Here is a 25,414-nt window from a genome sequence, read left to right on the forward strand (position 1 = left end):
GAATGGCTAATAAAAGTCATTAAACACGACCATTTTCCTGCGTTTCTTCGTTACAATCTCCCCCCGATTATAAGGACGTCTCCTGATCGGGCCTCGCAACACCGCCGATGCGCTTGTATTGGCACCCCACATTGCCCACAGAGAGCCGCCCACACAGATCGAGTGAAGCTGGCACGCCTGCTGTTTCCGGGCCAATCACCACTTTTCGCGAATCTGCAGAGCTGTCATTACGCTCGGTCACTGAGCTGTCTGCCCGTTTTGCCTGTCATGTACTGCATGGGGCGAACAATCCGGACACGGTGCCTGGCTGGGACAGCCCTTTTTTGAGGTTCACGTCTTCAAAAGAGCGTGAAAAAACGGGTTTTCACAACTTCACAAGAGTGTGGCGAGCAAATGAAGAGTTTTGCGTCTGAACAAGCACCATTGGCGTCTGAAACAGCCCAACGACACAGGACCGGATATCGCTCAAGAACCGGCGCCTGAAGCCTGTCCGCTACGGATTTGGTTGCACGAACGGATGTCTCGGCCATAAGTCGAATTGCCTGCCCGGCGCTTAAATGAGTTCATGTGACTCTTGAGGCCAGGCTGCATCCATCCGTAGCAGTTGCAAAAAATTGCGAAGATTCGGACATGGCGATCCTGGCCATGGGTACCTGGGGCGCAACCGACCTGCCCCGCCACTCCTGGCCGCTATGCCGACAATTTGGTGCTGCAGATTTTGGAGACGCGTTAAATGGCGCATAACGAAGCAGTCGATGTAGTTCTGGTAGGGGCCGGCATCATGAGTGCCACCCTGGCCGTGCTGCTCAAGGAGCTCGACCCGGCGATTTCGCTGGAAGTCGTCGAGCTGATGGATTCCGGTGCCGCGGAGAGTTCCAACCCCTGGAACAACGCCGGTACCGGCCACGCCGGGCTGTGTGAGCTGAACTACACGCCGCAGGCAGCCGATGGCAGTGTCGACATCAAGAAAGCCGTGCACATCAACACCCAGTTCGAGGTGTCGAAGCAGTTCTGGACGTACCTGACCAGGAAAGGCACGTTTGGCTCCTCCAAGTCCTTTATCGCCCCGGTGCCGCACCTGAGCTTCGTGCAGGGCGAAAAGGGCGTGTCGTTCCTGAAGAAGCGCTTCGAATTGCTCAGCCAGCATCACGCCTTCGCCGACATGGAATACACCGAAGACAAAGGCAAGATGGCCGAGTGGATGCCGCTGATGATGCCGGGCCGGCCGGCCGATGAAGTCCTTGCCGCCACCCGGGTCATGAATGGCACCGACGTCAACTTCGGCGCCCTGACCAACCAACTGCTCAAGCACTTGACCAGCGCGCCCGACGCCCAGGTCAAGTACTGCAAGCGCGTCACCGGCCTCAAGCGCAACGGCAGCGGCTGGACGGTGAGCATCAAGGACGTCAACTCCGGCAGCAGCCGCGACGTCGATGCCAAATTCGTGTTCCTGGGTGCCGGTGGCGCCGCGTTGCCGCTGCTGCAAGCCTCGGGCATCGAGGAAAGCAAGGGCTTCGGCGGCTTCCCGGTCAGCGGCCAATGGCTGCGTTGCGACAACCCGGAAGTGGTCAAGCACCACCAGGCCAAGGTCTACAGCCAGGCCGCGGTGGGTTCGCCGCCGATGTCGGTACCGCACCTGGATACCCGCGTGGTCGATGGCAAGAAATCCCTGCTGTTCGGACCCTATGCCGGTTTCACCACCAAGTTCCTCAAGCACGGCTCGATCATGGACCTGCCGCTGTCGGTACGCGCCGGCAACATCGGCCCGATGCTGGCGGTAGCCCGGGACAACATGGACCTGACCAAGTACCTGATCAGCGAAGTGATGCAATCCATGGAGCAGCGCCTGGAATCCCTGCGTCGCTTCTACCCCGAGGCGAAAGCCGAGGACTGGCGCCTGGAAGTGGCTGGCCAACGGGTGCAGATCATCAAGAAAGACCCGAAGAAAGGTGGCGTCCTGCAGTTCGGTACCGAGCTGGTGGCAGCCAAGGACGGTACCCTCGCCGCCCTGCTGGGCGCATCGCCAGGCGCTTCGGTGACGGTGTCGATCATGCTGGACCTGATCGAACGCTGCTTCCCGGACAAGGCCAACGGAGAGTGGGCAGCCAAGCTCGCGGAAATCTTCCCGGCCCGGGAAAAAGTGTTGGAAACCGATGCGGCGCTGTATCGCAAGATCAATGCGCAGAACAACATCGCGCTGGAACTGGTTGAAGACAGCAAGGCTCAAAGTTACGCCTGATACTGTCTCGCTATAAATAAAAAGCCTCCAACTGATGGAGGCTTTTTTATGGGGCTTCACGCTGAACTTGACGCGTGTTTCGCCAGAAGGCGGTCAAGCGCCCCGAAAGGCGTTTAAATCCACTCTTGCACGTTCAGCCGCGCGCCTTGTTGAACAACTCGATGTATTCCTCGGCATTGCGCTGATCCCGGATCAACGCAACGAAATCGTTACCGTGCTCATCCTTGCCATTGAGGTCATAGCCGGCTTCGACGAAGAAGGTCAGGAAACGCGCGAAATCATCGACCCGCAGGCCACGGTAGCCCTTGATCAGTTTGTGCAACGACGGCGGAGTGGCATCGGCCGGTTCGAAATTGAGGAACAGCTTGATCTGTTCATCGCCAATCTCGTCACCAATCACTTGTTTTTTGTCTTTACGCATTGCCGGCTCCAACTCGCACAGTTCACGGGGCGGGCAGTTTACCCCCGGCAGGCCCCGCGGCTCAACGCGGGCGTACCGCTCCGGTGTGCAGATCGGCCCAGACATGGCCGTTGGCATAGCTGAGAAACTGTACATACACCGTGTCGTTGCGCAGCAGATCGATGACCGCCTGATAATGCGCCTGTGGATAAGACAGGGTCAGGGTCTTGCTCGTCTCGTCGAAAACCGGCTTTTTCAGGCTCTTGCTTTCGCCATCGAAATTGAGGATCACCTGATTGATAGTGGCGCCCTTGTTCAGCGGCTTGCCTTTGAGGCGTACCAGCAGCGGCGAAGTCACCGGTATCGGCTGCTGGTTGGACTGACGCTGATTGCCCAGTACCACCGAGTACTCGGTGACTTGCAGCAGTTGCTGCTGTTCGGGTTGTTCCTGGCGTACCGTAAGGTCGTCGGGCGGCAGGAACTGACTGTGCATCGGCGCGGCCACGGCCACCAGCGGCAGGCTGGAAATCAGAAGCAAGGCGGCACGGCGGCGGATCGATACAGTCATGACAGGCTCCGGGATCTTGGCCCGGCACTCTAGCATGAGCATGGTCGGTAAAAATAAGCGATCCGGGTCAATACATCCGCGCAACGACCACGGCATACTCTAGAGCCATCAGCCTGACACTACACAAGACTCCCTGTGGCGAGGGGAACTCGATTTTTTTGCCCGTTCATTTTGAGGGAGTACCCATGTCCTTCTCCGCCCCACCTCTATTCGCCGCCTGGCGCCAAAGCTGGCGGGCCGGTTATACCCTTGAACGCCTGCGGGGCGATCTGGTGGCCGGGCTGACGGTCGGGATCATCGCCATCCCCCTGGCGATGGCCTTGGCAATCGCGGTGGGGGTACCGCCGCAGCACGGCCTGTACACGGTACTGGTGGCCGCACCGCTGATTGCCTTGACCGGCGGCTCGCGTTTCAACGTGAGCGGGCCGACCGCGGCATTCGTGGTGATCCTGCTGCCCATCACCCAGCAGTACGGGCTAGGTGGCCTGCTGCTGTGCACGATGCTCGCCGGTTTGATTCTGATCGTTTTGGGATTGATGCGCGCCGGGCGGTTGATCCAGTACATCCCCTATCCGGTCATCCTCGGTTTCACCGCCGGCATCGGCGTGGTCATCGCCACCCTGCAACTGAAGGATCTATTGGGCCTGACGACTGCCGGCCAGGCCCGACACTACATCGAACAACTGGGCGAGCTGATCGTGGCACTGCCGGGGGCCCACCTCGGTGATAGCCTCATCGGAGTCGCGTGCCTGGCGGTCCTGATTATCTGGCCGCGCTGGGTACCGCGGGTGCCAGGCCACCTGGTCGCCCTGCTGCTCGGGGCACTGCTGGGGTGGGTGCTGGAACGCGGCGGGTGGCCAGTGGCAACGCTGGGAGAACGCTTCAGTTATGTGGTCGATGGCATCAGCCACCCGGGAATTCCACCGTTCCTGCCGAGCTTCGACTGGCCCTGGAATCTTCCTGACAGCCAGGGGCGGCCATTGGCGCTGTCCTACGATTTGATCCGACAACTACTGGGCCCCGCCTTCGCCATCGCCATGCTCGGCGCCATCGAGTCGCTGTTATGCGCCGTGGTGGCGGACGGCATGACCGGCAGCAAGCACGATCCCAACGCAGAGCTGATGGGCCAGGGCCTGGGCAACCTGGTGGCGCCGCTGTTCGGCGGCATCACCGCCACCGCCGCGATTGCCCGCAGCGCCACCAACGTGCGCAGCGGCGCGTCTTCGCCCTTGGCATCGATTATCCACAGCCTGGTGGTGCTGGCGGCGATCGTGCTGTTGGCGCCGCTGTTCAGCTACCTGCCCATGGCCGCGCTGGCGGCGCTGCTGGTGATGGTCGCCTGGAACATGAGCGAAGCCGGGCACGTGCTGCACACCCTGCGCATCGCCCCGCGCAGCGATGTGCTGGTGCTGCTGACCTGCCTGGGCCTGACAGTGCTGTTCGACATGGTCCTGGCGGTCTCCGTCGGCCTGTTGCTGGCGGCCGGCTTGTTCATCAAACGCATGAGCGAGCTGACCGACAGCGCCGAACTGCCGCGGCACTTTCACCAGGCATTGCTGGATATGCCCGAGCATGTACGGTGCTACGGGATTCGCGGCCCGCTGTTCTTCGGTGCGGCAGAAAAAGCCCTGGGGGTGCTGCGCCGGTTCGATCCGGGAGTCCGCGTCGTGGTGGTGGAAATGAGCGCCGTGCCGATACTCGACATGACCGCACTGGCGGCGTTTGAAAATATCCTGAAGGACTACCGCAAGCACGGTATCGGCCTGATCCTGGTAGCGACCGCGCCGCGGGTGCGCCTGAAGCTGCGCCGCGCCGGCATCCATCGCGAGCAGCGTCAACTGGCGTATGTGCAGACCCTGGAGCAGGCGCGGATCAAGAGCGAGCATTGGCTTAAGGCCGGCCCTGCCTGAATTGTGGCAAGGGGATCTGTTGTGGGAGCAAGGCTTGCCCCGCGACGAAGGCGACGCCGTCTCTCAGAAATCGAAGCGCCTGTTTCGCGAGCAAGCTTTGCGCCCACACAATCCTTAACCGGCGCTCAATCGAACTGAGCACGCATCCAGGCCTGGTACTCAGCCACACCCGGCTCGCCTTCCCGGGGTGCCCAGTGGGCCTGTTCACCTTCGCCCACGGGCCGGTAAGGACCGGCCTTGCACTCGAACATCAGGCTGTCGGCTTCCAGCACCACCAGGCCGTGATACACGCCGGCCGGCAGGTCGACGCCGAGGCAATCGCCTCCGGCCTGGAGAATCCGCTTGTCCGTCACCGCACCGGCGTCGTCGAAGATCAACACTCCCAACCGGCCCCTGAGCACCAGCAGGGTTTCCGCCTTGTCGGCACTGAGGTGACGATGGGGCGGAATGTACGTGGACGGTTGCAACCCCACCGCCATGCGATGGCAGGGCTCGTCCATCTGATGGAAGTTGTGGTGCTGCCGCCCGCGAGGGCTGGTCGCGGCTTTCTCGGCCAGCTCAGCGAACAGTGTCTGATCCAGGAAGCCAGGCCGAGTCATCGATCACATACCCTTGACGGCGAAAATACCGTTGGCGTTGCGCCAGTAACCCTTGTAGTCCATGCCATAGCCGAAGATATAGCGGTCGATGCACGGCAGGCCGACGAAATCGGCCTTCAGGTCGGGACGGGCTTTGCGATCATGGTCCTTGTCGATCAGCACGGCGGTGTGCACGGCACGGGCGCCGGCATGCCGGCAGAAGTCGATGATCGCGCCCAGGGTGTGCCCTTCGTCGAGGATGTCGTCGATGACCAATACATCGCGGTCGATGAACGAGACTTCCGGCTTGGCTTTCCAGAACAGGTCGCCGCCGCTGGTTTCGTTGCGATAACGGGTGGCATGCAGGTACGACGCCTCCAACGGGAAGTTCAGGTAGGTCAGCAGCTTGCCAGAGAAGATCAGCCCGCCGTTCATGACACAGAACACCACCGGGTTGGAATCGGCCAGTTGGTCGTTGATTTGCGCACCGACCCGGGCAATGGCCGCTTCGACTTCGGCTTCGGTGTACAGGCAGTCAGCCTCCGCCATGATTTGACGGATATGTTCGAGATCAGCGGACATGTCGCTCTCCAGGGGTGGCAGGTCGGAAAAGCGGGCAAAGGTACGCATCCCGCCCGGCCAGATCAAGGGTTTGTGGACTAACGTTCTGTATTGTCTATAGGACAAGCCTTCGGGATAGATTAATCTAGCCCGGTTTTTTTGCCCGCCGCCGGAGCCTTCCCCATGCCCATTCTCGAGATCCGCCATCCGCTGATCAGACACAAACTCGGCCTGATGCGCCGCGCCGATATCAGCACGAAGAACTTCCGCGAGCTCGCCCAGGAAGTCGGTGCGCTGCTCACCTACGAAGCCACCAAGGACCTGCCGCTGGAATCCTACGAGATCGACGGCTGGGCCGGTGCGGTCCAGGTGGAAAAAATCGCCGGCAAGAAGATCACCGTGGTACCGATCCTGCGCGCCGGCATCGGCATGCTCGAGGGCGTGCTGAGCCTGATCCCGGGTGCCAAGGTCAGCGCCGTGGGCGTGGCTCGCAACGAAGAAACGCTGCAGGCCCACACCTACCTGGAAAAACTGGTGCCGGAAATCGACGAGCGCCTGGCCATGATCATCGACCCGATGCTCGCCACCGGCGGTTCCATGGTCGCCACCATCGACCTGCTGAAAAAGGCCGGTTGCCGCGACATCCGCGCCATGGTCCTGGTTGCCGCCCCAGAAGGCATCAAGGTGGTCCAGGACGCTCACCCGGACGTGACTATCTATACCGCTTCCATCGACCAGAAACTCAACGAGCACGGCTACATCATCCCGGGCCTGGGCGATGCCGGCGACAAGATCTTCGGCACCAAGCAGAAGGACGCCTGAGCATGCAGGACGAGTTCAACGATCCGCTCTGGCGCCAGGTGCTGTCCGGCGCACAGATGCTGTTCGTCGCCTTCGGCGCCCTGGTGCTGATGCCGCTGATCACCGGGCTGGACCCGAACGTCGCGCTGTTTACCGCAGGTCTGGGAACGATCCTGTTCCAGATCGTCACCGGGCGGCAGGTGCCGGTGTTCCTGGCGTCGAGCTTTGCCTTCATCACCCCGATCATCCTCGCCAAGGGCCAGTTCGGCCTCGCGGCGACCATGGGCGGCGTGATGGCGGCGGGTTTCGTCTACACCTTCCTGGGCCTGGCCGTGAAGATCAAGGGCACCGGTTTCATCGACCGGTTGCTGCCGCCAGTGGTCATCGGCCCGGTGATCATCTCCATCGGCCTGGCGATGGCGCCGATAGCCGCGAACATGGCGATGGGCAAGGCCGGCGACGGCACCGAACTGATCCACTACCAGACCGCAATGATGATTTCGATGCCGGCCCTGCTCACCACGCTGATTGTCGCGGTGTTCGGCAAAGGCATCTTCCGTCTGGTGCCGATCATTTCCGGCGTGCTGGTGGGCTTCGCCATGGCGTTTTTCTTCGGCGTGGTGGACACCGCCAAGATCGCCGCCGCACCGTGGTTCGCCCTGCCGGCCTTCACCGCCCCCGCGTTCAACTGGCAGGCGATCCTGTTCATCGTGCCGGTGGCCCTGGCCCCGGCCATCGAGCACATCGGCGGAGTGATTGCGGTGGGCAGCGTGACCGGTCGCGACTACCTGAAAAAGCCCGGCCTGCACCGGACCCTGCTCGGTGACGGCATCGCCACCACCGCGGCCGGTCTGTTTGGCGGTCCGCCCAATACCACCTACGCCGAAGTCACCGGCGCGGTGATGCTGACCAAGAACTACAACCCGAAAATCATGACCTGGGCGGCGATCTTTGCCATCGCCCTGGCCTTCATCGGCAAGTTCGGTGCGCTGCTGCAAAGCATCCCGGTACCGGTCATGGGCGGGATCCTGTGCCTGTTGTTCGGCTCGATTGCGGCGGTGGGCATGAACACCCTGATCCGCCACAAGATCGACCTGGGCGAAGCGCGCAACCTGGTGATCGTTTCGGTGACGCTGGTGTTCGGCATCGGCGGCGTACTGGTGGGGACCGGCACCGGCCCGGATGACTTCGGCCTCAAAGGCATCGCGCTGTGCGCGGTGGTGGCGATCGGGCTGAACCTGCTGCTGCCGGGTAACGACGGTTGGAAGCAGAAGAAGGCGGATGAGCCGTTGCTCTGAGATGTTTGTTGCCTGACATGGCCCCATCGCGAGCAGGCTCGCTCCCACAAGGGATCGGTTGTGTACACAGATTTTGTAACCAACCTGGATCCCACTGTGGGAGCGAGCCTGCTCGCGATAGGGCCCTTGAATGTTACAGCGCGATCGGCGCCCGCTCGCACAACGTGCTCAACGCCTCGGCCCATTGCGGCTGGTCATTGAGACACGGCACCAACACCAACTCCTCTCCCCCGGCCTCGCGGAACTGCTCGCGCCCGCGATCGCCGATTTCTTCCAGGGTCTCGATGCAGTCGGCCACGAACGCCGGACACATCACCATCACCTTCTTGACTCCGCTTCTGGCCAATTCTCCCAGGCGTACTTCGGTGTAGGGTTCGATCCACTTGGCGCGGCCCAGTCGGGACTGGAACGACACCGACCATTGCCCTTCCTTGAGCCCCATCTGCCGGGCGAACAGCTCGGCCGTGCGAATGCACTGGGCGCGGTAGCACGTCGCAATGACCTCCGGCGGCGCATTCTTGCAGCAGTCGGCATCCTTGAAGCAATGAAACCCTGTCGGGTCGAGCTTGGTCAGGTGCCGTTCCGGCAAGCCATGGAAACTCAGCAGCAGATGATCGTAATCCTGCATCAGATAAGGCCTGGCACTGGCAACCAGCGCGTCGAGGTACTCCGGCTGATCGTAGAACGGCTGGAGAATCGAGAACTGCACGTCGAGCTTCTTGTCTCGCACGACCCGCTTGGCTTCTTCGACCACGGTGGTGACGGTGCTGTCAGCGAACTGCGGATACAACGGCGCCAGCGTGATCTTCTTGTGCCCCAGGCTCGCCAGACGCACCAGCGCCGACTCAATGGACGGTTCGCCGTAACGCATCGCCAATTCCACCGGACCCTGGGTCCACTGGGCGGCCATCGCCTGTTGCAGCCGGCGGCTGAGCACCACCAGCGGCGATCCTTCTTCCCACCAGATCGAGGCATAGGCGTGGGCCGATTGCTCGGGGCGCTTGATCAGGATCAGCGACACCAGCAAACGCCGCACCGCCCATGGCAGGTCGATGACGTACGGGTCCATCAGGAATTGATTGAGGTAGCGGCGTACATCGGCCACCGAAGTGGAGGCAGGCGAACCCAGATTCACCAGAAGCAACGCGTGATCGGTCATGCAACGTCCTATTTCAGAAGCGGCCGGACAAGTCGTCCAGTGCCGCAGGCAAATCCGTGAACCGGAAAGCGAAACCCGCCGCCTGCAACCGGGCCGGCGTGGCGCGCTGGCCGCCCAGCAACAGCGATGACAATTCCCCCAGGGCGACTTTCAATACCAGCTCCGGCATCGGCATCACGGCGGGCCGATTCAACACATGTCCCAGGGCCTTGGCGAAATCGCGGTTACGCACCGGGTTCGGCGCGCAGGCATTATAAGGACCGCTGGCATCATCGCGGTGCAGAAGAAAATCAATCAGGGCGATTTGATCGTCGATGTGGACCCATGGCATCCATTGCCGACCATTGCCGATACGCCCACCCAGCGCCAGTTTAAAGGGCAATAGCAGCCGCGACAAAAAGCCGCCCTCGGCGGACAGGACCAGGCCGGTGCGGACCAGTACCACGCGTATGCCCATGGCCTCGGCCCGTTGCGCGGTTTCTTCCCAGGTGATGCACAATTGGCTGGCGAAATCTTCGCTGACCGGTCCCGACTCCTCGGTCAATTCCCGTTCGCCACCGTCGCCGTACCAACCCACCGCGGAACCTGAAATCAACACGGCGGGTTTCCGCTCGCAGCGCTCCAGCCACGCCAGCAGGACCTCGGTCAGGGTGATGCGACTGCTCCACAACAACATCTTGCGTTTATGGGTCCAGGGCCGGTCGGCAATCGGCGCTCCGGCGAGGTTGACCACCGCGTCCACCGGCTCGTCGATCTCATCGAGCCTGGCGACGCCCCGCACCTGCGTCCCACAGATTTTCGCCACCTCCGCGGGTCGGCGACTCCATACCGTCAGGTGATGCCCCTGCCCCAACCAGAGGCGGCAGAGCTGACGCCCGATCAAACCAGTACCGCCGGTCAGCAATATGTGCATGAGATGTTCCTCGCAGCGCGTTTTACCCGGCCCACTAGTCTATTTTTATAAGCAGGGATTTTTCGTATCGGACAGGGTCTGTGTTTAACAATAGGTCAACCTGTCCAAACGCGAACGGTAAAACTTATACCAAAAACCCAAATTGTACAGGTTTAAACGACGGCATAGTCTGTACAGAAAGGTAAACGAGGCCCTCATGACTGTACCCATCGCAATCATCGGCACCGGCATCGCCGGACTCTCAGCCGCCCAGGCCCTGACGGAGGCCGGGCATGTCGTTCAACTCTTCGACAAAAGCCACGGTAGCGGCGGACGCATGTCCAGCAAACGCAGCGACGCTGGCACACTGGACATGGGCGCGCAATATTTCACCGCCCGTGATCGCCGCTTCGTCACCGAAGTCCAGCGCTGGCAGGCCAACGGCTGGGCGGCGGAGTGGAACCCGCAACTCTACAACTTCCAAGACGGGCAACTGACCCCCTCCCCGGACGAACAGACCCGCTGGGTCGGCACCCCACGCATGAGCGCCATCACCCGCGCCTTGCTCGGCAAGCTGCAAGTGCAGTTCTCCTGCCGGATCACCGAGGTCTACCGCGGCCAGGAACACTGGCACTTGCAGGACGCGGAAGGCTTCACCCACGGCCCCTTCGGCCAGGTTGTCATCGCCACGCCCGCGCCCCAGGCCACCGCATTGCTGGCGGCCGTGCCGAAACTTGCCGGGGTGGCGGCCGGCGTGAAGATGGACCCCACCTGGGCCGTTGCCCTGGCCTTCGAACAGGCACTGGATACGCCCATGGAAGGCTGCTTCGTGCAGGACAGCCCCCTCGACTGGCTGGCCCGTAACCGCAGCAAACCGGGACGCGACAGCACGCTCGACACCTGGGTATTGCACGCCACGAGCGACTGGAGCCGGCAGCACATCGACCTGTCCAAGGAAGCGGTGATCGAACACCTGCACGGTGCCTTTGCCGAACTGCTGCACAGCGCCATGCCAGCGCCGAGCTTCAGCGTGGCCCATCGCTGGCTTTATGCCCGCCCCGCTGGCAATCATGAGTGGGGCGCCCTGGCCGATGCCGACCTGGGCTTGTATGTCTGTGGCGACTGGTGCCTGTCCGGCCGGGTCGAAGGCGCCTGGCTCAGCGGCCAGGAAGCCGCGCGGCGCTTGCACGCCAGCCTCCAGTAGATCGTGTCACCCTGCGCCACCCGCTGCTGTCGAACGAGACGGCAGCCTGCCCGTGAACAACGCCAGCGACCTCTCCCATCATGCAAACCGGGTTGACTTGTACAGCCATGGATCTATGATGAAAAAACTATACAAGAAATAACAAATTGTACAAGTTTATGCATCAGAGGTCCCCATGTCCGACTCAGCCGCCATCCGCCCGAAAATCGCCGTCAGCGCTTGCCTCATGGGAGCAGAAGTTCGCTTCAACGGCGGGCACAAGCAATCGCAGTTGTGCAGTCGTCTTCTCGCGGAGCATTTTGATTTCGTGCCGGTCTGCCCGGAAGTCGCCATCGGCCTGGGCATTCCGCGAGAACCGATCCGGCTGGTGGGCAATCCCGAACGTCCCGAGGTGGTCGGCACGGTGACACGGGACCTCAACGTGACCCGCCCGTTGGTCGATTACGCGCGGCAAATGGCTGCGGAACTGGACGACATCTGCGGCTACATCTTCATGCAAAAATCGCCGTCATGCGGCCTGGAGCGGGTCAAGGTCCATGACCATAACGGTGCGTCGCAGCCAGGTGGCGGACGTGGCGTCTATGCCCAGGCATTCTGCGAGCTCCATCCGGACCTGCCAGTGGAAGAAGACGGCCGCCTCAACGATCCGGTGCTGCGGGAGAATTTCCTCACCCGGGTGTACGCCTACGCCGCCTGGCAAGCGCTGCGCCGCAAGGGCCTGACCCGGCGCGACCTGATTGCGTTCCACTCGCGCTACAAGTACCTGCTGATGGCCCACAACCCTGTGCAATACAAAGTCCTGGGCAACCTGTTGGGCAACATGGGCAAGACCGACCCCAACGAGCTGGGCCCGCGATACTTCAGCGCACTGATGGCCGCCCTGAAAAAATGCGCCACCCGCCGCACCCATACCAATGTGTTGCAGCACCTGAGCGGTTATCTCAAACGCGCCATCGACGCCGAAGACAAACAGGAAGTCCGGCATCTCATCGCCCAGTACCGTCTCGGCATCGTCCCGCTGGTCGTGCCGCTGACCTTGCTCAAGCATCACCTTCGCCTGCATCCCGATCCCTATCTGGCGCAGCAGGTCTACCTGCAACCGCATCCGGAAAACCTCAGTTTGCGGAACGCCATCTGATGAAAGGCGATACCGACTCCAGCGCTCGCGAAGACCTTGGCAGCGATTTCGCCCAGGCCCTGGCAGACGGCTGGCTGCCCATACGCGAAGTGGCGCGGCGAACCGGTGTCAACGCCGTGACGTTGCGCGCCTGGGAGCGCCGTTATGGCCTGATCGTGCCGTTGCGCACACCCAAGGGACACCGGTTGTTCAACGCCGAACATGTACAGCGAATCCAGAGCATCCTCACCTGGATCGACCGGGGCGTGACGGTCAGCAAGATCAAGCCCTTGCTAGACGCGCCGCAACCGCCCACCGAACCGCCGGACAGCCATTGGCAGCGCCAGCGTCACGCCCTCGCCCTGGCAGTGACGCAACTGGCCGAGCGCCAGGTGGATGATCTGGTCAACCAGGCCATGGGCTTGTACCCACCCGGGACAGTGTGCGAACAGTTGCTGTTGCCCCTGCTGGAGGAGCTGCAGTTGCGCTGGCAGGGCCAGTTCGGCGCGCAGTTGGAGCGGGTATTCCTGTATTCCTGGCTGCGCAGCAAGTTCGGCAGCCGGATCTATCACAACAACCGTCAGCTACGCGGCGCGCCGTTGCTGTTGGTCAACCAGTCGGACGTTCCCCTGGAACCGGGCCTGTGGCTCACCGCCTGGCTGGCGAGCAGCGCCGATTGCCCGGTGGAAGTCTTCGACGGGCCGATACCGGCAGGCGAACTGGCCTTGGCGGTCGAACGCCTCAAGGCCCGCGGCGTACTGCTGTACTCCAGCCACGCCATGAATCTGTCCCAACTGCCCAGGCTGCTGAATGGAGTCGACTGCCCGATCATCGTTGCCGGCAGCGCCGCCTCGATCCATCACGCCAAATTGTCCACCGGCGTCTCGATGAAGGACATCGCCTGGGCCGAAGACCCGTTAGCGGCTTACCGCGAGCTGAGTCGCAGAGCACTTCTTTGAAATGGAAAAACCCATGCAATTGATCTGGCTGCGCAGTGACCTGCGCGTGAACGACAATACCGCGCTGGCGGCTGCCGCGGCCCGGGGGCCTTGCGTGGCGGTGTACCTGACGAGCCCGGCACAGTGGCGTGCCCATGATGACGCCCCGTGCAAGATCGATTTCTGGCTGCGCAACCTGGCTGCGCTGAGCAAGGCCTTGGCCGAACTGAACATTCCCTTGTTGATCCGCCATGCACCGCACTGGGATCAGGCTCCGTCCGTATTGCTCACGCTGTGCCGCGAACTGAACATCGAAGCCGTTCATGCCAACGAAGAATACGGAGTGAATGAGGCTCGGCGCGATGCCGAAGCAGCCCGTTGCCTGAAAGCCCAGGGCATCGATTTTCACAGTTATCTCGACCAACTGCTGTTCAAGCCCGGCAGCGTGCTGACCCGGACCGGCAGCTATTTCCAGGTGTTCAGCCAATTTCGCAAAGTCTGTTACAGCCGCCTGCGCCTTTCACTGCCGAAGCTGGTCTGTGCGCCGGCCCGGCAGGCACCGACCGGCATCCACAGCGACCCGGTGCCCACAGAGGTCGAAGGATTTGCTCTCCCTAGCGATTCCTTGCGCGCCCTCTGGCCCGCCGGAGAAAACGAAGCTCGGCGGCGCCTCGACACGTTCGTCGATCAACACCTGGACTTTTACCAAAGCGAACGGGACTTCCCCGCCAGGCCCGGTACCAGCCAGCTTTCGGCTTACCTGGTGGCTGGCGTGGTCTCGCCGCGCCAGTGCCTGCACGCCGCATTGCAGGCTAACCAGGGCGAATTCGAGAGCGGAAGTGTCGGAGTTGTGACCTGGATCAATGAATTGCTCTGGCGTGAGTTCTATAAACACATTCTGGTGGGCTTTCCCCGTGTGTCCCGTCATCGTGCGTTTCGCCCGGAAACCGAAGCCCTGGCCTGGCGCAATGCGCCTGAAGAGCTGGCAGCCTGGAAGCAGGCACGCACCGGACTGCCGATCATCGATGCAGCCATGCGTCAGCTATTGGAAACAGGATGGATGCATAACCGTTTACGGATGGTCGTCGCGATGTTTCTTACCAAGAACCTGCTGATCGACTGGCGCGAAGGCGAGCGCTTTTTCATGCAGCACCTGATCGACGGAGACCTGGCCGCCAATAACGGTGGCTGGCAATGGAGCGCCTCCACCGGCACCGACTCGGCGCCCTGGTTTCGCATCTTCAACCCCTTGAGCCAATCGGAAAAATTCGACCGTGAGGGCCTGTTTATCAAACGCTGGTTACCTGAGCTGAACGATCTCGATAAGCAACAGGTCCATAATCCATTGGGCGGATTGTTCCATAGGCCGGACTACCCGGCTCCGATCGTCAATCTCAGCCAATCCCGGGAACGTGCGTTGGGGGCATTCAGGAATTTGCCGACGCGGCGACATGCCACGACTGGCAAGCCGGGCGATCAGCGAACTTAAAATTATCGACATCCGGAGTGCTGGCTCAGTCAGGCGAGATATAGTCAAACTATACGCAAGGACTTTGCCATGGGCACCCCTTACCCGTCGCGGCGTGCCGCCCCGATCAAGAGGAGTATGGAATGGGCCAGAGACCACCACGACGATATTGGCTAACGGGGGCTGGTAACGGAGTTGGCGCTTCGTTGGCCCAGGCAATACTCGAAACCGGGGCGAACCTGGCCATCAGTTCACGCTCGGCTCAATCCTGCGAAGCGCTGTCGGCACGTTATCCAGGTCAGGTACTGACGATGCCTGGCGACTTGACCGACGACCAGACGGTACGCGACATCATTGATCGGATCGCTCAACAGTGGGGAGCCCTGGACACGCTGATCCTGAACGCCGGCACCACCGAGTACGTTGACAGTCAGCTCCCCGACGCTGCTCTCATCGAACACATTGTGCGCAGCAACCTGTTGGTCGCAAGCCTTTGCATCGAAACAGCCTCGCCATTGCTGCGTGCCGGCACCGCGCCCCTGCTGGTGGGCATCATCAGCCCGGCAACTTACCTGCCACCGTCCCACACCGAAGGCAACAACGGGGCAATGCGTTATCTTTTCGAATCGGCTCGCGCCTCCGAAAACATCGATGTAACGCTTGTTCGCCCGGACTTCGATAGCGCGCTTGGGAGCCTGGCGGACTTTCCGGCCACACCAGGCTCGGCAGACGAAACGGCCGCCTACATCCTGAGCCAGTTGGTCGAACGTCCCCATGAAGTGCTTCTCCCTGTCACGGCCCTGGCCGCGCTATGGCCGTTACCACCTTCGGGACAGACCGCACAGGCGGACATCGATCCTTGCCAGGCAAGCGCCTGGTCACCGATCAAGGGTCGACCCTGAACGGCCCGCTTGCCTTACACTGCGCGCCATGGAAACCATCCCTCTCGCTGACCTCACCGCACCGACCGTTACGTGTTCAACGTGCGCGGCGTGCTGCTGCCAACTGGAAGTGCTGCTGATCACCGACACCGGCGTCCCGCAACGCTTCATCGCCACGGACGATTGGGGCGGGGAAGTGATGCTGCGTCTCGATGATGGCTGGTGCGCGGCGCTGGATCGCGACAGCATGAAGTGCACCATCTACGAAAAGCGCCCGCTGATCTGCCGGGAGTTCGAGATGGGAGCGCCGGAGTGTATTGAGGAGCGCCAGGGGATTACGACGGCATATCGGTAGAACATCGCCGCCGCTATCGCGAGCAGGCGTGCGCCCACAGGGATCAGCAGGGGATATCAGACTCGCGGCTACCCGCGAAACAGTGTGGGAGCGAGCCTGCTCGCGATAGCGGTAACACAATCGACGTCAAAGCCAACCGCACCAGCGCCGTTGCAAGCAACTGCTCCCCACAGGGTCAGGTATTACAGCGGCATCGTGTAATGCAGGGCGTAGCTTTCCACGCCATCGTTGGTCGACTTGATGCCCGCATTGGAATAGTGAGTGGCACGAATGCCCACTTCATGTCCGCCATTGAAGCGCAGGCCGAAGCCGATGCGGTCTTCGAACTGGAACGCGGTACCGAGCTTGTTATCTTCCACCTCGGTCTTGTCGAACAGCGCAACGCCCACGCCGGCCTCAATGTAAGGCTTCACGTTCTCCCCGGAAAATTCATACACGAAGACCGGCGAGAACGACAGGCTGTGGTTACTGGAAGTCTTATCCCCTTCCCAGTAGGTGTAGGCACCGCTCCAGTAGCCGGTCAGACGGCCTACGTCGCTTTGCCACCAACTCTTGTCCCAATCGAATTGCATCCCCAGGCGATAGGTCATGGTCGAGTCGCTGGTCTGGCCGACCCCGAACTCAACACCCGCAGCCTGCGCCGTGTAAGTGTGCCCCAGCAATGCAGCCGCAAATGCGGCAAAGCAGAATAAGCGCTTCATTAGAAACATCCTTTTCCGAACGAACATCGTTAGTTTTTTGTTACAAACCGACAGAGCTATAGAAATCCGCGCCGGAACAGAAGTTCAGCAGCATTTACGGAATTTTCACATTTTGCTTACAGATTGAAGCTTTGCACAAGGCCAGACGAACGCCATAACATCGGTAGGATATTTCTTAAATGTGTCGGATCAGCGCTACTCCAGAATTGAGTTTCGCTGGCCGGTCCCTCCGCCAACAACCCACGTTCGGCCAGCAGACGCTGAAGTTGCCGGGCCACGGCGGCGCCGGTGTCGATCAGGCTGATGTGATCCGGGATCATCTGCTTGAGCAATGGCCTGAGGAACGGATAGTGCGTGCACCCCAGGATCAGCGTATCGCAGCCGGCTGCGAGCAACGGGTCAACGTAATGTTGCAGCAACTGATGCAAGGCCGGACTGTGCAAGTCACCCGTCTCGATCAGTTCCACCAGGCCCGGGCACGGTTGGGTGATGACCCGCACATCGGTGGCGAAACGGTCGAGCAAGGCGGCGAACTTGGCGCTCTGCAAGGTGCCAGTGGTGGCCAGTACGCCGACTATGCCACTGCGGGTAGCGGCGGCGGCCGGCTTGACCGCCGGCTCCATGCCGACGATGGGCCAGTGGGGAAAATCGCGACGCAAATCAGCTACCGCGGCGACCGTCGCGGTATTGCAAGCCACCACCAGTGCCTTGGCGCCCTGGCCGAGGAGAAAATCGGCAATGATCGCGCAGCGCTGTCGGATGTATTCCGGCGTTTTCTCGCCGTAGGGGATATGCCCGCAGTCAGCCATGTACAACAGCGATTCGTTGGGCAGCAGCCGACGGATCTCCCCCAGCACCGACAACCCGCCGACGCCCGAGTCGAGCACACCGACCGGCGCTTCACTCATGCGAGCCACCACAGACACTACAGCCCGGGTCACGCTTGACCCGTAATTCGCGGAACCGCGTCCCCAAGGCATCGATCAACAGCAGGCGTCCCACCAACGGCTCACCAAAACCGGCCAGCAATTTCAAGGCTTCAAGGGCTTGCAAACTGCCCACCAGGCCCACCAACGGCCCAAGCACCCCCGCTTCGCTGCAGGTCAGCTCGGCCTCGCTGCCATGGCCGTAGAGGCAGTGATAGCAAGGGCTTTCGGGACGGCGTGGGTCGAACACCGAAAGCTGGCCCTCAAGACGGATCGCCGCACCGCTGACCAGTGGCTTGCCCGCTGCGACACACGCCGCGTTGACCGCCGTGCGCGTCGAAAAATTATCGGAACAGTCCAGCACCAGATCCACTGCCGCGACAGCCGCGGCCAGGCTGTCCTCGTCCATGGCCGTCGGATGAGGCACCAGTCGAACCTCGGGATTGATCGCCGTGAGACGACGCAGGGCCGAATCGACCTTGCTCAGGCCAACGCTGTCGGTGTCATGGATGATCTGGCGTTGCAGGTTAGTCAGGTCGACCGTATCGAAGTCCGCCAGGTGCAGTTCGCCAACCCCGGCGGCGGCCAGATACAAAGCCACCGGCGCACCGAGACCACCGAGGCCGACAATCAATGCACGACTCTGCTTGAGGCGCAGCTGGCCGTCGATGTCGACATGTTGCAGCAGAATCTGCCGGCTGTAGCGCAACAGCTCCTGATCGTTCAGCACGGCAGGCACCCCAGGCTGATGCGTTCATGGCCGCCGAGGTCCTTGCGACTGTGGACCTCGGAGAAGCCCTGGGCCTGCAACAGATCCCGCACCGCCCCGGCCTGATCGTAACCGTGCTCGAGCATCAACCAGCCGCCCGGTGCCAGATGAACCGGCGCCTGAGCAATGATCTCGCGCAGGTCATCGAGCCCATCCTGGCCCGCGACCAATGCACTGGCGGGTTCGAAACGCACGTCGCCTTCGGCCAGGTGTGGATCGGCGGCGGCAATGTAAGGCGGGTTGCTGATGATCAACTCGAAACGCTCACCATCCAAGGCACTGAACCAGTGACTGCTCGACACCGTGACGTTGGCCAGGCCCAGGCGCTGGCGATTGCGCTCGGCCAGGGCCACGGCCTCCAGCACCCGGTCGACCGCCGTGACCATCCAGGCCTGGCGCTCGCTGGCCAGGGCCAGGGCAATCGCGCCGCTGCCGGTGCCCAGATCCAGGACCCTGGCCGCAGCGGCCGGCAGCAAGGCCAGCGCGGTTTCTACCAGCAACTCGGTGTCGGGACGCGGAATCAGGGTATGGGGCGCGACTTCCAGGTCAAGTTTCCAGAAGCCCTGCTGCCCCAGGATATAGGCCACCGGCTCGCCGGAACGACGCCGACGCAGGTACTCGGAAAACAGCAGCGCGGCCTCGCTTGGCACGATCCGCTCGGGCCAGGTGTGCAGGAAGCTGCGGGACTTGCCCAGCGCCGCCGCCAGCAGCAACTCGGTGTCCAGTTTTGGCGTGGGTGAATCCGGCAGCTCGGCGGCGCGTAGCAGACTGGCGATGATGGTCATGTGTTCACCTTTTATTCGCCAATCGCGGCCAATTGGTCGGCCTGGTATTCGGCCAGCAGCGGTTCGATCACCGCATCGACACCGCCGGCCAGGATTTCATCCAGGGAATACAAGGTCAGGTTGACCCGGTGATCGGTGACCCGGCCCTGGGCAAAGTTGTAGGTGCGGATGCGTTCGGAGCGATCACCCGAGCCCACCAGCAACTTGCGCTCGCTGGCGATGGCGCTGGCGGCGGCACTGGTCTGCTGGTCGTTGAGCTTGGCCGACAGCCAGGCCATGGCCCGGGCCCGGTTCTTGTGCTGGGAACGCTCTTCCTGGCATTCGACCACAATGCCCGAAGGCAAGTGGGTAATGCGGATCGCCGAATCGGTCTTGTTGACGTGCTGACCGCCCGCGCCGGAAGAGCGGTAGGTGTCGATCCGCAGGTCCGCCGGGTTGATTTCGATGGCTTCCTGTTCGTCCGGCTCGGGCAATACCGCCACCGTGCAGGCCGAGGTGTGGATGCGCCCCTGGGACTCGGTGGCCGGCACGCGCTGTACGCGGTGGGCGCCGGACTCGAACTTCAACTTGCCGTAGACGTTGTCGCCTTCGACCCGGGCGATGACTTCCTTATAGCCGCCATGCTCCCCTTCGTTCTCCGAGAGGATCTCCACCCGCCAACCGCGACGCTCGGCATAACGCGAATACATGCGGAACAGGTCGCCGGAAAAGATCGCTGCCTCGTCGCCACCGGTGCCGGCACGGATCTCGAGGAACACGTTGCGCCCATCGTTCGGATCCTTGGGCAGCAGCATGCGTTGCAGGTTGCTTTCCAGTTCGATCAACTGCTCCTTGGCTTCGCGGACTTCCTCCACTGCCATTTCACGCAGGTCCGGGTCGCTGTCCTTGAGCAGCGCCTGGGCACCGGCAAGGTCGTCCTGCACTTTGAGCAACTGTTTATAGGTGGCGACAACCGGCTCGACTTCCGCGTACTCCTTGGAATAGGTGCGGAATTTGTTCTGGTCGGAAATGACTTCACCATCGCCCAGCAGGGCAGTCAGTTCTTCGAAACGGTCCTGGAGGGTGTCCAGTTTATTGAGCAGTGACGCTTTCATTGCGATTTCTTATCCGAAAAGCTATCCGGTGAACCCTCACCGAGGGCAAAGAGTTCCTGGGCCATGGCCAGTGCATCGAGGCGGCCCTCGGCGGTCAGTTTCTTGAGCTGGACACTGGGGGCGTGGAGCAATTTATTGGTCAGGCCACGGGCCAGTTGCACCAGCACTTCTTCGGCGCTGCCGCCGTTGGCCAGCAGGCGCTGGGCCTTTTGCAGCTCTTCATCGCGCAGGCGTTCGCTCTGCTGACGATAGGCCTTGAGCACATCCACCGCGGCCAGCTCGCGCAGGCGCACCATGAAGTCCTCGGCGCCAACGGTGATCATCTCTTCCGCCGCCTGGGCCGCGCCCTGCCGGCTCTTGAGGTTTTCGGCGACCACTTCATGCAGGTCGTCGACGCTGTAGAGGTACACATCGTCCAGTTCGCCGACCTCCGGCTCGATGTCCCGGGGCACGGCAATGTCCACCATGAAGATGGGCTTGTGCTTGCGCAGCTTCAGGGCGCTTTCCACCGCGCCCTTGCCCAGGATCGGCAACTGGCTGGCGGTGGAACTGATGACGATGTCACTGTGCACCAACTCGGCCGGGATATCCGACAGCAGCACCGCATGGGCGCCGAACTGTTCGGCCAGGGTACTGGCCCGCTCCAGGGTCCGGTTGGCGACGACGATGCGCTTGACCCCCAGGTCGTGCAGATGGCGGGCGACCAGGGTGATGGTCTCGCCGGCGCCGATCAGCAGTGCCTGGCTGCGTTGAAGATCGCTGAAAATCTGTTTTGCCAGGCTGACGGCGGCAAACGCCACGGACACCGGGTTCTCGCCGATGGCCGTGTCGGTGCGCACCTGCTTGGCGGCATTGAACGTGGCCTGGAACAACCGCCCCAGCAGCGGGCCGACCGTACCGGCCTCCCGGGCCACGGCATAGGCCGACTTCATCTGGCCAAGAATCTGCGGTTCGCCCAGCACCAGCGAATCGAGCCCGGAGGCGACGCGCATCATGTGACGAACGGCCGCATCATCTTCGTGCACATAGGCACTGGCGCGCAGCTCCTCAAGGCTCAAGTCGTGGTATTCGGCCAGCCAGCGCAGCACCGCATCGGCCGAAACATGATCCTGTTCTATATAGAGTTCACTGCGATTGCAGGTAGAGAGGATCGCAGCCTCGCGGCTCTCGGTGAGCCGGCAGAGCTGCTGCAAGGCCTCCACCAGTTGCTCAGGCGTAAAGGCCACGCGCTCGCGGACGTCTACTGAAGCAGTCTTGTGGTTGATACCAAGTGCAAGGAAGGCCATTCAAGGTCGCTGATGGTGACGTGAAGCCGGCAATTGTCCTACTTCGCCAGATCCAGAACAACTACCGCATCTCTATCGCCCTCGCCCGCTCCGTAAATCGACGGGGCGGTTATGTTTGACCGAAGGCTTGTGTCATGATGATCCGACCGCAGGTTAGTCGTCCTCTTCCTATATGAATAGATCTTCCGCGTTGCTCCTCGCTCTTGCCTTGCTCAGCGGCTGCCAGTCCATGGCCCCCGTTTCGACGGACGGTACGCCGCCGGTCGAAGACAGCACGCAGGCACCTGAAAAACCCAAGGTCTACGGCTCGTTCAGTGAAGAAACCATCTTCAGCCTGTTGAGCGCCGAACTGGCGGGCCAGCGCAATCGCTTCGACATTGCGCTGGACAACTACGTGACCCAGGCCATCAATACCCAGGACCCGGGTATCTCCGAGCGGGCGTTCCGCATCGCCGAGTACCTGGGAGCCGATCAGGCTGCGCTGGATACCGCGATGATCTGGGCTCGCAATGCCCCGGACGACCTCGAAGCGCAACGCGCCGCCGCCGTGCAACTGGCACGCGCCGGGCGCTACGACGATTCCATGGCCTATATGGAGAAAGTGCTGCAGGGCAAGGGGGATACCCACTTCGATTTCCTCGCGCTGTCGGCTGCCGATACCGATCAGGAAACCCGCAGCGGTCTGATGAAAAGCTTCGACCGCCTGCTGGAACGCCATCCGAACAATGGGCAGTTGATTTTCGGCAAGGCCCTGCTGCTGCAACAGGATGGCGACGCCCAGGGCGCCCTCACCCTGCTGGAAGACAACCCGCCGGAAGCCGGCGAAGTAGCGCCGATCCTGCTGCGTGCCCGCCTGCTGCAAGGCTTGAACCGCGGCGACGAAGCCCTGCCGCTGCTGGAAAAAAGCATCAAGAAGTATCCGGACGACAAGCGTCTGCGCCTCACCTACGCCCGCATGCTGGTGGAAAACAACCGCATGGACGATGCCAAGGTGGAGTTCTCCAGCCTGGTCCAGCAATACCCCGAAGACGACGAATTGCGCTACTCCCTGGCACTGGTTTGCCTGGAAGCCAAGGCCTGGGACGAGGCCAAGGGCTACCTGGAAGACCTGATCGCCCGGGAAAGCCATGTCGACTCGGCCCACCTGAACCTGGGTCGCATCGCCGAAGAACGCAACGACCCGCAAAGCGCGCTGATCGAGTACGCCCAGGTCGGCCCGGGCAACGACTACCTGCCGGCGCAGTTACGCCAGGCCGATATCCTGATCGGCAACGGCAAGACGGCCGAGGCCCAGAGTCGCCTGGCCGTACAGCGCGACGCCCAGCCGGACTATGGCATCCAGCTCTACCTGATCGAAGCCGAAACCCTGTCGGCCAACAATCAGGGCGACAAAGCCTGGAGCGTGTTGCAACAGGCCCTGAAGCAATACCCGGACGATCTGAACCTGCTGTACACCCGTGCGATGCTGGCAGAAAAACGCAACGACCTGGCGCAGATGGAAAAAGACCTGCGCCTGATCATCCAGCGCGACCCCGACAACGCCATGGCCCTGAACGCCCTCGGCTATACCCTGTCGGACCGAACCACCCGCTATGCCGAAGCCAAGGTATTGATCGAGCAGGCCCATCAGCTCAACCCGGAAGACCCGGCAGTGCTCGACAGCCTCGGCTGGGTGAATTTCCGCCTGGGCAACCTCGACGAAGCCGAACGCCTGCTGCGCCAGGCCCTGGAGCGCTTTCCCGATCAGGAAGTCGCCGCTCACCTGGGCGAGGTCCTGTGGGCCGCCGGCAAACAACGCGAGGCCCGGCAGATCTGGAGCAAGTTCCTCAAGGACCAGCCCGACAGCCCTATCCTGCGCGGTACCATTAAACGCCTGACCGGATCAGAGACCCTTTAAGATCATGCTTTTGCGCCACTTCATCGTTTTCAGCTTCATCGCCCTGCTCGCCGGCTGTACGGGCTTCGGCACCCGCGAATCCGTCCAGGGCCACGGCAACCCGGCCCAGTGGCGGGAGCACAAGGCTCAACTGAGCAGCCTCGACGGCTGGCAGATCGACGGCAAGATCGGCATCCGTGCGCCAAAGGATTCGGGCAGTGGGACGCTGTTCTGGCTGCAACGCCAGGACTACTACGACATCCGCCTGTCCGGCCCGCTGGGGCGCGGCGCGGCGCGCCTGACCGGTCGGCCGGGGCAGGTTTCGCTGGAAGTCGCCAACCAGGGCCGCTACGAAGCCCCCACGCCCGAAGCCTTGCTGGAAGAGCAACTGGGCTGGAAATTGCCGGTCTCCCACTTGACCTGGTGGGTGCGCGGGTTGCCGGCACCGGACAGCAAGAGCCGCCTGACCCTGGACGCCGACAGCCGCCTGTCCAATCTGGAGCAGGACGACTGGCAGATCGAATACCTCAGCTATGCCCAGCAGAATGGCTACTGGCTGCCCGAACGAATCAAGCTGCATGGCAGCGATCTGGATGTCACGCTGGTGATCAAGCAATGGCAGCCGCGCAAACTGGGGCAATGACATGACCGCTGCGCGCCTGACCCTGCCCTCCCCGGCCAAGCTCAACCTGATGTTGCACATCCTGGGGCGTCGTCCGGACGGTTATCACGAGCTGCAGACGATTTTCCAGTTCCTGGACTACGGCGATGAAATCACCTTCGCGGTGCGCGAGGACGGTGTCATTCGCCTGCACACCGAGTTCGCAGGCGTTCCCCACGACAGCAATCTGATCGTCAAGGCCGCAAAAAAACTCCAGGAGCAATCCGGTTGTGCGCTGGGTATCGACATCTGGATCGAAAAGATCCTGCCCATGGGCGGCGGTATCGGCGGTGGCAGCTCGAATGCAGCGACGACCCTGCTCGGGCTCAATCATCTGTGGCAGCTCGACTGGGACGCTGATCGCCTGGCGGCGCTGGGCCTGACGCTAGGGGCCGACGTGCCGGTTTTCGTGCGTGGCCACGCGGCTTTTGCCGAGGGCGTCGGGGAGAAACTCACCCCCGTCGAGCCCGAAGAACCCTGGTACCTGGTACTGGTGCCGCAAGTCTCTGTAAGTACAGCAGAAATTTTTTCAGATCCACTGTTGACACGTAACTCTCCGCCCATTAAAGTGCGCCCCGTTCCCAAGGGAAACAGTCGAAATGACTGCTTACCGGTGGTAGCAAGGCGTTATCCAGATGTTCGTAACGCATTGAATTTGTTAGGTAAATTTACCGAAGCAAAACTCACCGGAACTGGAAGTTGTGTGTTTGGGGGCTTCCCAAGCAAAGCTGAAGCTGATAAAGTCTCGGCCCTTCTGACAGAGACCCTTACAGGGTTTGTAGCGAAAGGAAGCAACGTTTCGATGTTGCATCGCAAGCTGCAAAGTCTGCTCTAAAAGGAATCGAGTGCTGGGCACTCGCAGCAACAGATACAGGGGCGTCGCCAAGCGGTAAGGCAGCAGGTTTTGATCCTGCCATGCGTTGGTTCGAATCCAGCCGCCCCTGCCA

25 protein-coding genes and 1 tRNA gene are annotated in these 25,414 nt (G+C 61.8%); 14 read left to right on the plus strand and 12 right to left on the minus strand.

Features of this window, described 5'->3' with window-relative positions; genetic code table 11:
• The first annotated feature begins 733 nt into the window (after positions 1-733).
• A complete protein-coding gene (mqo, locus tag LOY35_RS23310) occupies positions 734-2,239 on the plus strand; it encodes a malate dehydrogenase (quinone) (protein ID WP_258627678.1) in 1,506 nt (501 codons plus the stop codon).
• Between the two features lie 133 nt (positions 2,240-2,372).
• On the opposite strand, the gene LOY35_RS23315 is transcribed toward mqo, so the two are convergent.
• Positions 2,373-2,660: a PA4642 family protein gene (locus tag LOY35_RS23315; RefSeq protein ID WP_258627683.1), complete on the minus strand. Its 288-nt coding sequence runs from the start codon at positions 2,658-2,660 to the stop codon at positions 2,373-2,375.
• A gap of 61 nt (positions 2,661-2,721) precedes the next feature.
• Positions 2,722-3,207 (minus strand): hypothetical protein, encoded by a 486-nt coding sequence (locus LOY35_RS23320; protein ID WP_258627685.1) that lies wholly within the window; start codon positions 3,205-3,207, stop codon positions 2,722-2,724.
• Between the two features lie 185 nt (positions 3,208-3,392).
• On the opposite strand from LOY35_RS23320, the gene dauA reads away from it, so the two are divergent.
• The gene (gene dauA / locus LOY35_RS23325; RefSeq protein ID WP_258627687.1) at positions 3,393-5,117 is read left to right on the plus strand and encodes a C4-dicarboxylic acid transporter DauA; all 1,725 of its coding nucleotides are present in this window, start codon (positions 3,393-3,395) and stop codon (positions 5,115-5,117) included.
• A 125-nt stretch (positions 5,118-5,242) separates the two neighbouring features.
• Here dauA and LOY35_RS23330 read toward each other — a convergent pair whose 3' ends face one another.
• Together LOY35_RS23330 and LOY35_RS23335 are read right to left on the minus strand one after the other, a co-directional pair.
• A complete protein-coding gene (locus LOY35_RS23330; RefSeq protein ID WP_258627689.1) occupies positions 5,243-5,716 on the minus strand; it encodes a WbuC family cupin fold metalloprotein in 474 nt (157 codons plus the stop codon).
• Positions 5,717-5,719: 3 nt separating this feature from the next.
• Entirely contained in the window at positions 5,720-6,277 is a 558-nt protein-coding gene (locus LOY35_RS23335) for a hypoxanthine-guanine phosphoribosyltransferase (protein WP_258627690.1), read from the minus strand.
• 162 nt (positions 6,278-6,439) lie between these two features.
• On the opposite strand from LOY35_RS23335, the gene upp reads away from it, so the two are divergent.
• Both upp and LOY35_RS23345 read left to right on the plus strand, forming a co-directional pair.
• Positions 6,440-7,078 (plus strand): uracil phosphoribosyltransferase, encoded by a 639-nt coding sequence (gene upp, locus LOY35_RS23340; protein WP_024778135.1) that lies wholly within the window; start codon positions 6,440-6,442, stop codon positions 7,076-7,078.
• A gap of 2 nt (positions 7,079-7,080) precedes the next feature.
• Complete coding sequence (locus LOY35_RS23345) at positions 7,081-8,355, plus strand: uracil-xanthine permease family protein (protein ID WP_188258743.1); 1,275 nt, start codon at positions 7,081-7,083, stop codon at positions 8,353-8,355.
• A gap of 133 nt (positions 8,356-8,488) precedes the next feature.
• On the opposite strand, the gene hemH is transcribed toward LOY35_RS23345, so the two are convergent.
• Together hemH and LOY35_RS23355 are read right to left on the minus strand one after the other, a co-directional pair.
• Positions 8,489-9,514, minus strand: a complete 1,026-nt coding sequence (gene hemH, locus LOY35_RS23350; RefSeq protein WP_258627693.1) for a ferrochelatase — start codon at positions 9,512-9,514, stop codon at positions 8,489-8,491.
• Between the two features lie 13 nt (positions 9,515-9,527).
• On the minus strand, positions 9,528-10,427 hold the full coding sequence (locus tag LOY35_RS23355) for a TIGR01777 family oxidoreductase (protein ID WP_258627695.1): 900 nt from the start codon (positions 10,425-10,427) through the stop codon (positions 9,528-9,530).
• 196 nt (positions 10,428-10,623) lie between these two features.
• Between LOY35_RS23355 and LOY35_RS23360 the strand changes: the two genes are divergently transcribed.
• From LOY35_RS23360 to LOY35_RS23385, 6 genes are all read left to right on the plus strand, one after another.
• Positions 10,624-11,610, plus strand: a complete 987-nt coding sequence (locus LOY35_RS23360) for an NAD(P)/FAD-dependent oxidoreductase (protein ID WP_258627696.1) — start codon at positions 10,624-10,626, stop codon at positions 11,608-11,610.
• 175 nt (positions 11,611-11,785) lie between these two features.
• Positions 11,786-12,748: a DUF523 and DUF1722 domain-containing protein gene (locus LOY35_RS23365; protein WP_258627698.1), complete on the plus strand. Its 963-nt coding sequence runs from the start codon at positions 11,786-11,788 to the stop codon at positions 12,746-12,748.
• Entirely contained in the window at positions 12,748-13,686 is a 939-nt protein-coding gene (locus LOY35_RS23370) for a MerR family transcriptional regulator (protein ID WP_258627700.1), read from the plus strand. Before LOY35_RS23365 ends, LOY35_RS23370 begins: the two co-directional genes overlap by 1 nt.
• A gap of 13 nt (positions 13,687-13,699) precedes the next feature.
• Positions 13,700-15,154 carry a deoxyribodipyrimidine photo-lyase gene (gene phrB / locus LOY35_RS23375; protein ID WP_258627705.1) on the plus strand — a complete coding sequence of 485 codons (1,455 nt, stop codon included), beginning with the start codon at positions 13,700-13,702 and terminating at the stop codon, positions 15,152-15,154.
• 122 nt (positions 15,155-15,276) lie between these two features.
• Positions 15,277-16,035 carry an SDR family oxidoreductase gene (locus LOY35_RS23380; protein ID WP_258627710.1) on the plus strand — a complete coding sequence of 253 codons (759 nt, stop codon included), beginning with the start codon at positions 15,277-15,279 and terminating at the stop codon, positions 16,033-16,035.
• Between the two features lie 28 nt (positions 16,036-16,063).
• A complete protein-coding gene (locus LOY35_RS23385; RefSeq protein ID WP_258627713.1) occupies positions 16,064-16,369 on the plus strand; it encodes a YkgJ family cysteine cluster protein in 306 nt (101 codons plus the stop codon).
• Positions 16,370-16,551: 182 nt separating this feature from the next.
• Here LOY35_RS23385 and LOY35_RS23390 read toward each other — a convergent pair whose 3' ends face one another.
• The 6 genes from LOY35_RS23390 to hemA all read right to left on the minus strand — a co-directional run bounded on the left by LOY35_RS23390 (position 16,552) and on the right by hemA (position 21,930).
• Entirely contained in the window at positions 16,552-17,070 is a 519-nt protein-coding gene (locus LOY35_RS23390; protein ID WP_258627716.1) for an acyloxyacyl hydrolase, read from the minus strand.
• A 116-nt stretch (positions 17,071-17,186) separates the two neighbouring features.
• Entirely contained in the window at positions 17,187-17,978 is a 792-nt protein-coding gene (gene murI, locus LOY35_RS23395) for a glutamate racemase (RefSeq protein WP_258627718.1), read from the minus strand.
• Positions 17,971-18,726 carry a molybdopterin-synthase adenylyltransferase MoeB gene (locus LOY35_RS23400; protein WP_258627720.1) on the minus strand — a complete coding sequence of 252 codons (756 nt, stop codon included), beginning with the start codon at positions 18,724-18,726 and terminating at the stop codon, positions 17,971-17,973. Before LOY35_RS23400 ends, murI begins: the two co-directional genes overlap by 8 nt.
• Positions 18,720-19,550, minus strand: coding sequence for a peptide chain release factor N(5)-glutamine methyltransferase (gene prmC, locus LOY35_RS23405; protein WP_258627722.1), 831 nt, complete (start codon positions 19,548-19,550; stop codon positions 18,720-18,722). The genes LOY35_RS23400 and prmC overlap by 7 nt, the downstream gene beginning before the upstream one ends.
• Positions 19,551-19,561: 11 nt before the next feature.
• Entirely contained in the window at positions 19,562-20,644 is a 1,083-nt protein-coding gene (gene prfA / locus LOY35_RS23410) for a peptide chain release factor 1 (RefSeq protein WP_258627723.1), read from the minus strand.
• Entirely contained in the window at positions 20,641-21,930 is a 1,290-nt protein-coding gene (gene hemA, locus LOY35_RS23415) for a glutamyl-tRNA reductase (RefSeq protein WP_258627725.1), read from the minus strand. The genes prfA and hemA overlap by 4 nt, the downstream gene beginning before the upstream one ends.
• Before the next feature lie 172 nt (positions 21,931-22,102).
• Between hemA and LOY35_RS23420 the strand changes: the two genes are divergently transcribed.
• From LOY35_RS23420 to LOY35_RS23435, 4 genes are all read left to right on the plus strand, one after another.
• The gene (locus LOY35_RS23420) at positions 22,103-23,827 is read left to right on the plus strand and encodes a tetratricopeptide repeat protein (protein WP_258627727.1); all 1,725 of its coding nucleotides are present in this window, start codon (positions 22,103-22,105) and stop codon (positions 23,825-23,827) included.
• Between the two features lie 4 nt (positions 23,828-23,831).
• On the plus strand, positions 23,832-24,449 hold the full coding sequence (lolB, locus tag LOY35_RS23425) for a lipoprotein insertase outer membrane protein LolB (RefSeq protein ID WP_258627729.1): 618 nt from the start codon (positions 23,832-23,834) through the stop codon (positions 24,447-24,449).
• Between the two features lies 1 nt (position 24,450).
• Positions 24,451-25,302, plus strand: a complete 852-nt coding sequence (gene ispE / locus LOY35_RS23430) for a 4-(cytidine 5'-diphospho)-2-C-methyl-D-erythritol kinase (protein WP_258627730.1) — start codon at positions 24,451-24,453, stop codon at positions 25,300-25,302.
• A gap of 37 nt (positions 25,303-25,339) precedes the next feature.
• Positions 25,340-25,414: transfer RNA gene (locus LOY35_RS23435), tRNA-Gln, on the plus strand.

Origin of the sequence: Pseudomonas sp. B21-028 (assembly GCF_024749045.1) — a bacterium.
In the GTDB taxonomy this organism is placed as follows: Bacteria; Pseudomonadota; Gammaproteobacteria; order Pseudomonadales; family Pseudomonadaceae; genus Aquipseudomonas.

Excerpts from the sequence above, each read along its gene's own strand:
- lolB (WP_258627729.1), top strand. The coding sequence starts at position 23,832 with ATGCTTTTGCGCCACTTCATCGTTTTCAGCTTCATCGCCCTGCTCGCC.
- LOY35_RS23335 (WP_258627690.1), bottom strand. The coding sequence starts at position 6,277 with ATGTCCGCTGATCTCGAACATATCCGTCAAATCATGGCGGAGGCTGAC.
- LOY35_RS23345 (WP_188258743.1), top strand. The coding sequence starts at position 7,081 with ATGCAGGACGAGTTCAACGATCCGCTCTGGCGCCAGGTGCTGTCCGGC.
- LOY35_RS23315 (WP_258627683.1), bottom strand. The coding sequence starts at position 2,660 with ATGCGTAAAGACAAAAAACAAGTGATTGGTGACGAGATTGGCGATGAA.
- ispE (WP_258627730.1), top strand. The coding sequence starts at position 24,451 with ATGACCGCTGCGCGCCTGACCCTGCCCTCCCCGGCCAAGCTCAACCTG.
- LOY35_RS23320 (WP_258627685.1), bottom strand. The coding sequence starts at position 3,207 with ATGACTGTATCGATCCGCCGCCGTGCCGCCTTGCTTCTGATTTCCAGC.
- hemH (WP_258627693.1), bottom strand. The coding sequence starts at position 9,514 with ATGACCGATCACGCGTTGCTTCTGGTGAATCTGGGTTCGCCTGCCTCC.
- LOY35_RS23390 (WP_258627716.1), bottom strand. The coding sequence starts at position 17,070 with ATGAAGCGCTTATTCTGCTTTGCCGCATTTGCGGCTGCATTGCTGGGG.
- LOY35_RS23370 (WP_258627700.1), top strand. The coding sequence starts at position 12,748 with ATGAAAGGCGATACCGACTCCAGCGCTCGCGAAGACCTTGGCAGCGAT.
- hemA (WP_258627725.1), bottom strand. The coding sequence starts at position 21,930 with ATGGCCTTCCTTGCACTTGGTATCAACCACAAGACTGCTTCAGTAGAC.
- LOY35_RS23385 (WP_258627713.1), top strand. The coding sequence starts at position 16,064 with ATGGAAACCATCCCTCTCGCTGACCTCACCGCACCGACCGTTACGTGT.
- murI (WP_258627718.1), bottom strand. The coding sequence starts at position 17,978 with ATGAGTGAAGCGCCGGTCGGTGTGCTCGACTCGGGCGTCGGCGGGTTG.
- LOY35_RS23365 (WP_258627698.1), top strand. The coding sequence starts at position 11,786 with ATGTCCGACTCAGCCGCCATCCGCCCGAAAATCGCCGTCAGCGCTTGC.
- prmC (WP_258627722.1), bottom strand. The coding sequence starts at position 19,550 with ATGACCATCATCGCCAGTCTGCTACGCGCCGCCGAGCTGCCGGATTCA.
- dauA (WP_258627687.1), top strand. The coding sequence starts at position 3,393 with ATGTCCTTCTCCGCCCCACCTCTATTCGCCGCCTGGCGCCAAAGCTGG.
- phrB (WP_258627705.1), top strand. The coding sequence starts at position 13,700 with ATGCAATTGATCTGGCTGCGCAGTGACCTGCGCGTGAACGACAATACC.
- LOY35_RS23420 (WP_258627727.1), top strand. The coding sequence starts at position 22,103 with ATGAATAGATCTTCCGCGTTGCTCCTCGCTCTTGCCTTGCTCAGCGGC.
- LOY35_RS23380 (WP_258627710.1), top strand. The coding sequence starts at position 15,277 with ATGGGCCAGAGACCACCACGACGATATTGGCTAACGGGGGCTGGTAAC.
- upp (WP_024778135.1), top strand. The coding sequence starts at position 6,440 with ATGCCCATTCTCGAGATCCGCCATCCGCTGATCAGACACAAACTCGGC.
- prfA (WP_258627723.1), bottom strand. The coding sequence starts at position 20,644 with ATGAAAGCGTCACTGCTCAATAAACTGGACACCCTCCAGGACCGTTTC.
- LOY35_RS23355 (WP_258627695.1), bottom strand. The coding sequence starts at position 10,427 with ATGCACATATTGCTGACCGGCGGTACTGGTTTGATCGGGCGTCAGCTC.
- mqo (WP_258627678.1), top strand. The coding sequence starts at position 734 with ATGGCGCATAACGAAGCAGTCGATGTAGTTCTGGTAGGGGCCGGCATC.
- LOY35_RS23330 (WP_258627689.1), bottom strand. The coding sequence starts at position 5,716 with ATGACTCGGCCTGGCTTCCTGGATCAGACACTGTTCGCTGAGCTGGCC.
- LOY35_RS23360 (WP_258627696.1), top strand. The coding sequence starts at position 10,624 with ATGACTGTACCCATCGCAATCATCGGCACCGGCATCGCCGGACTCTCA.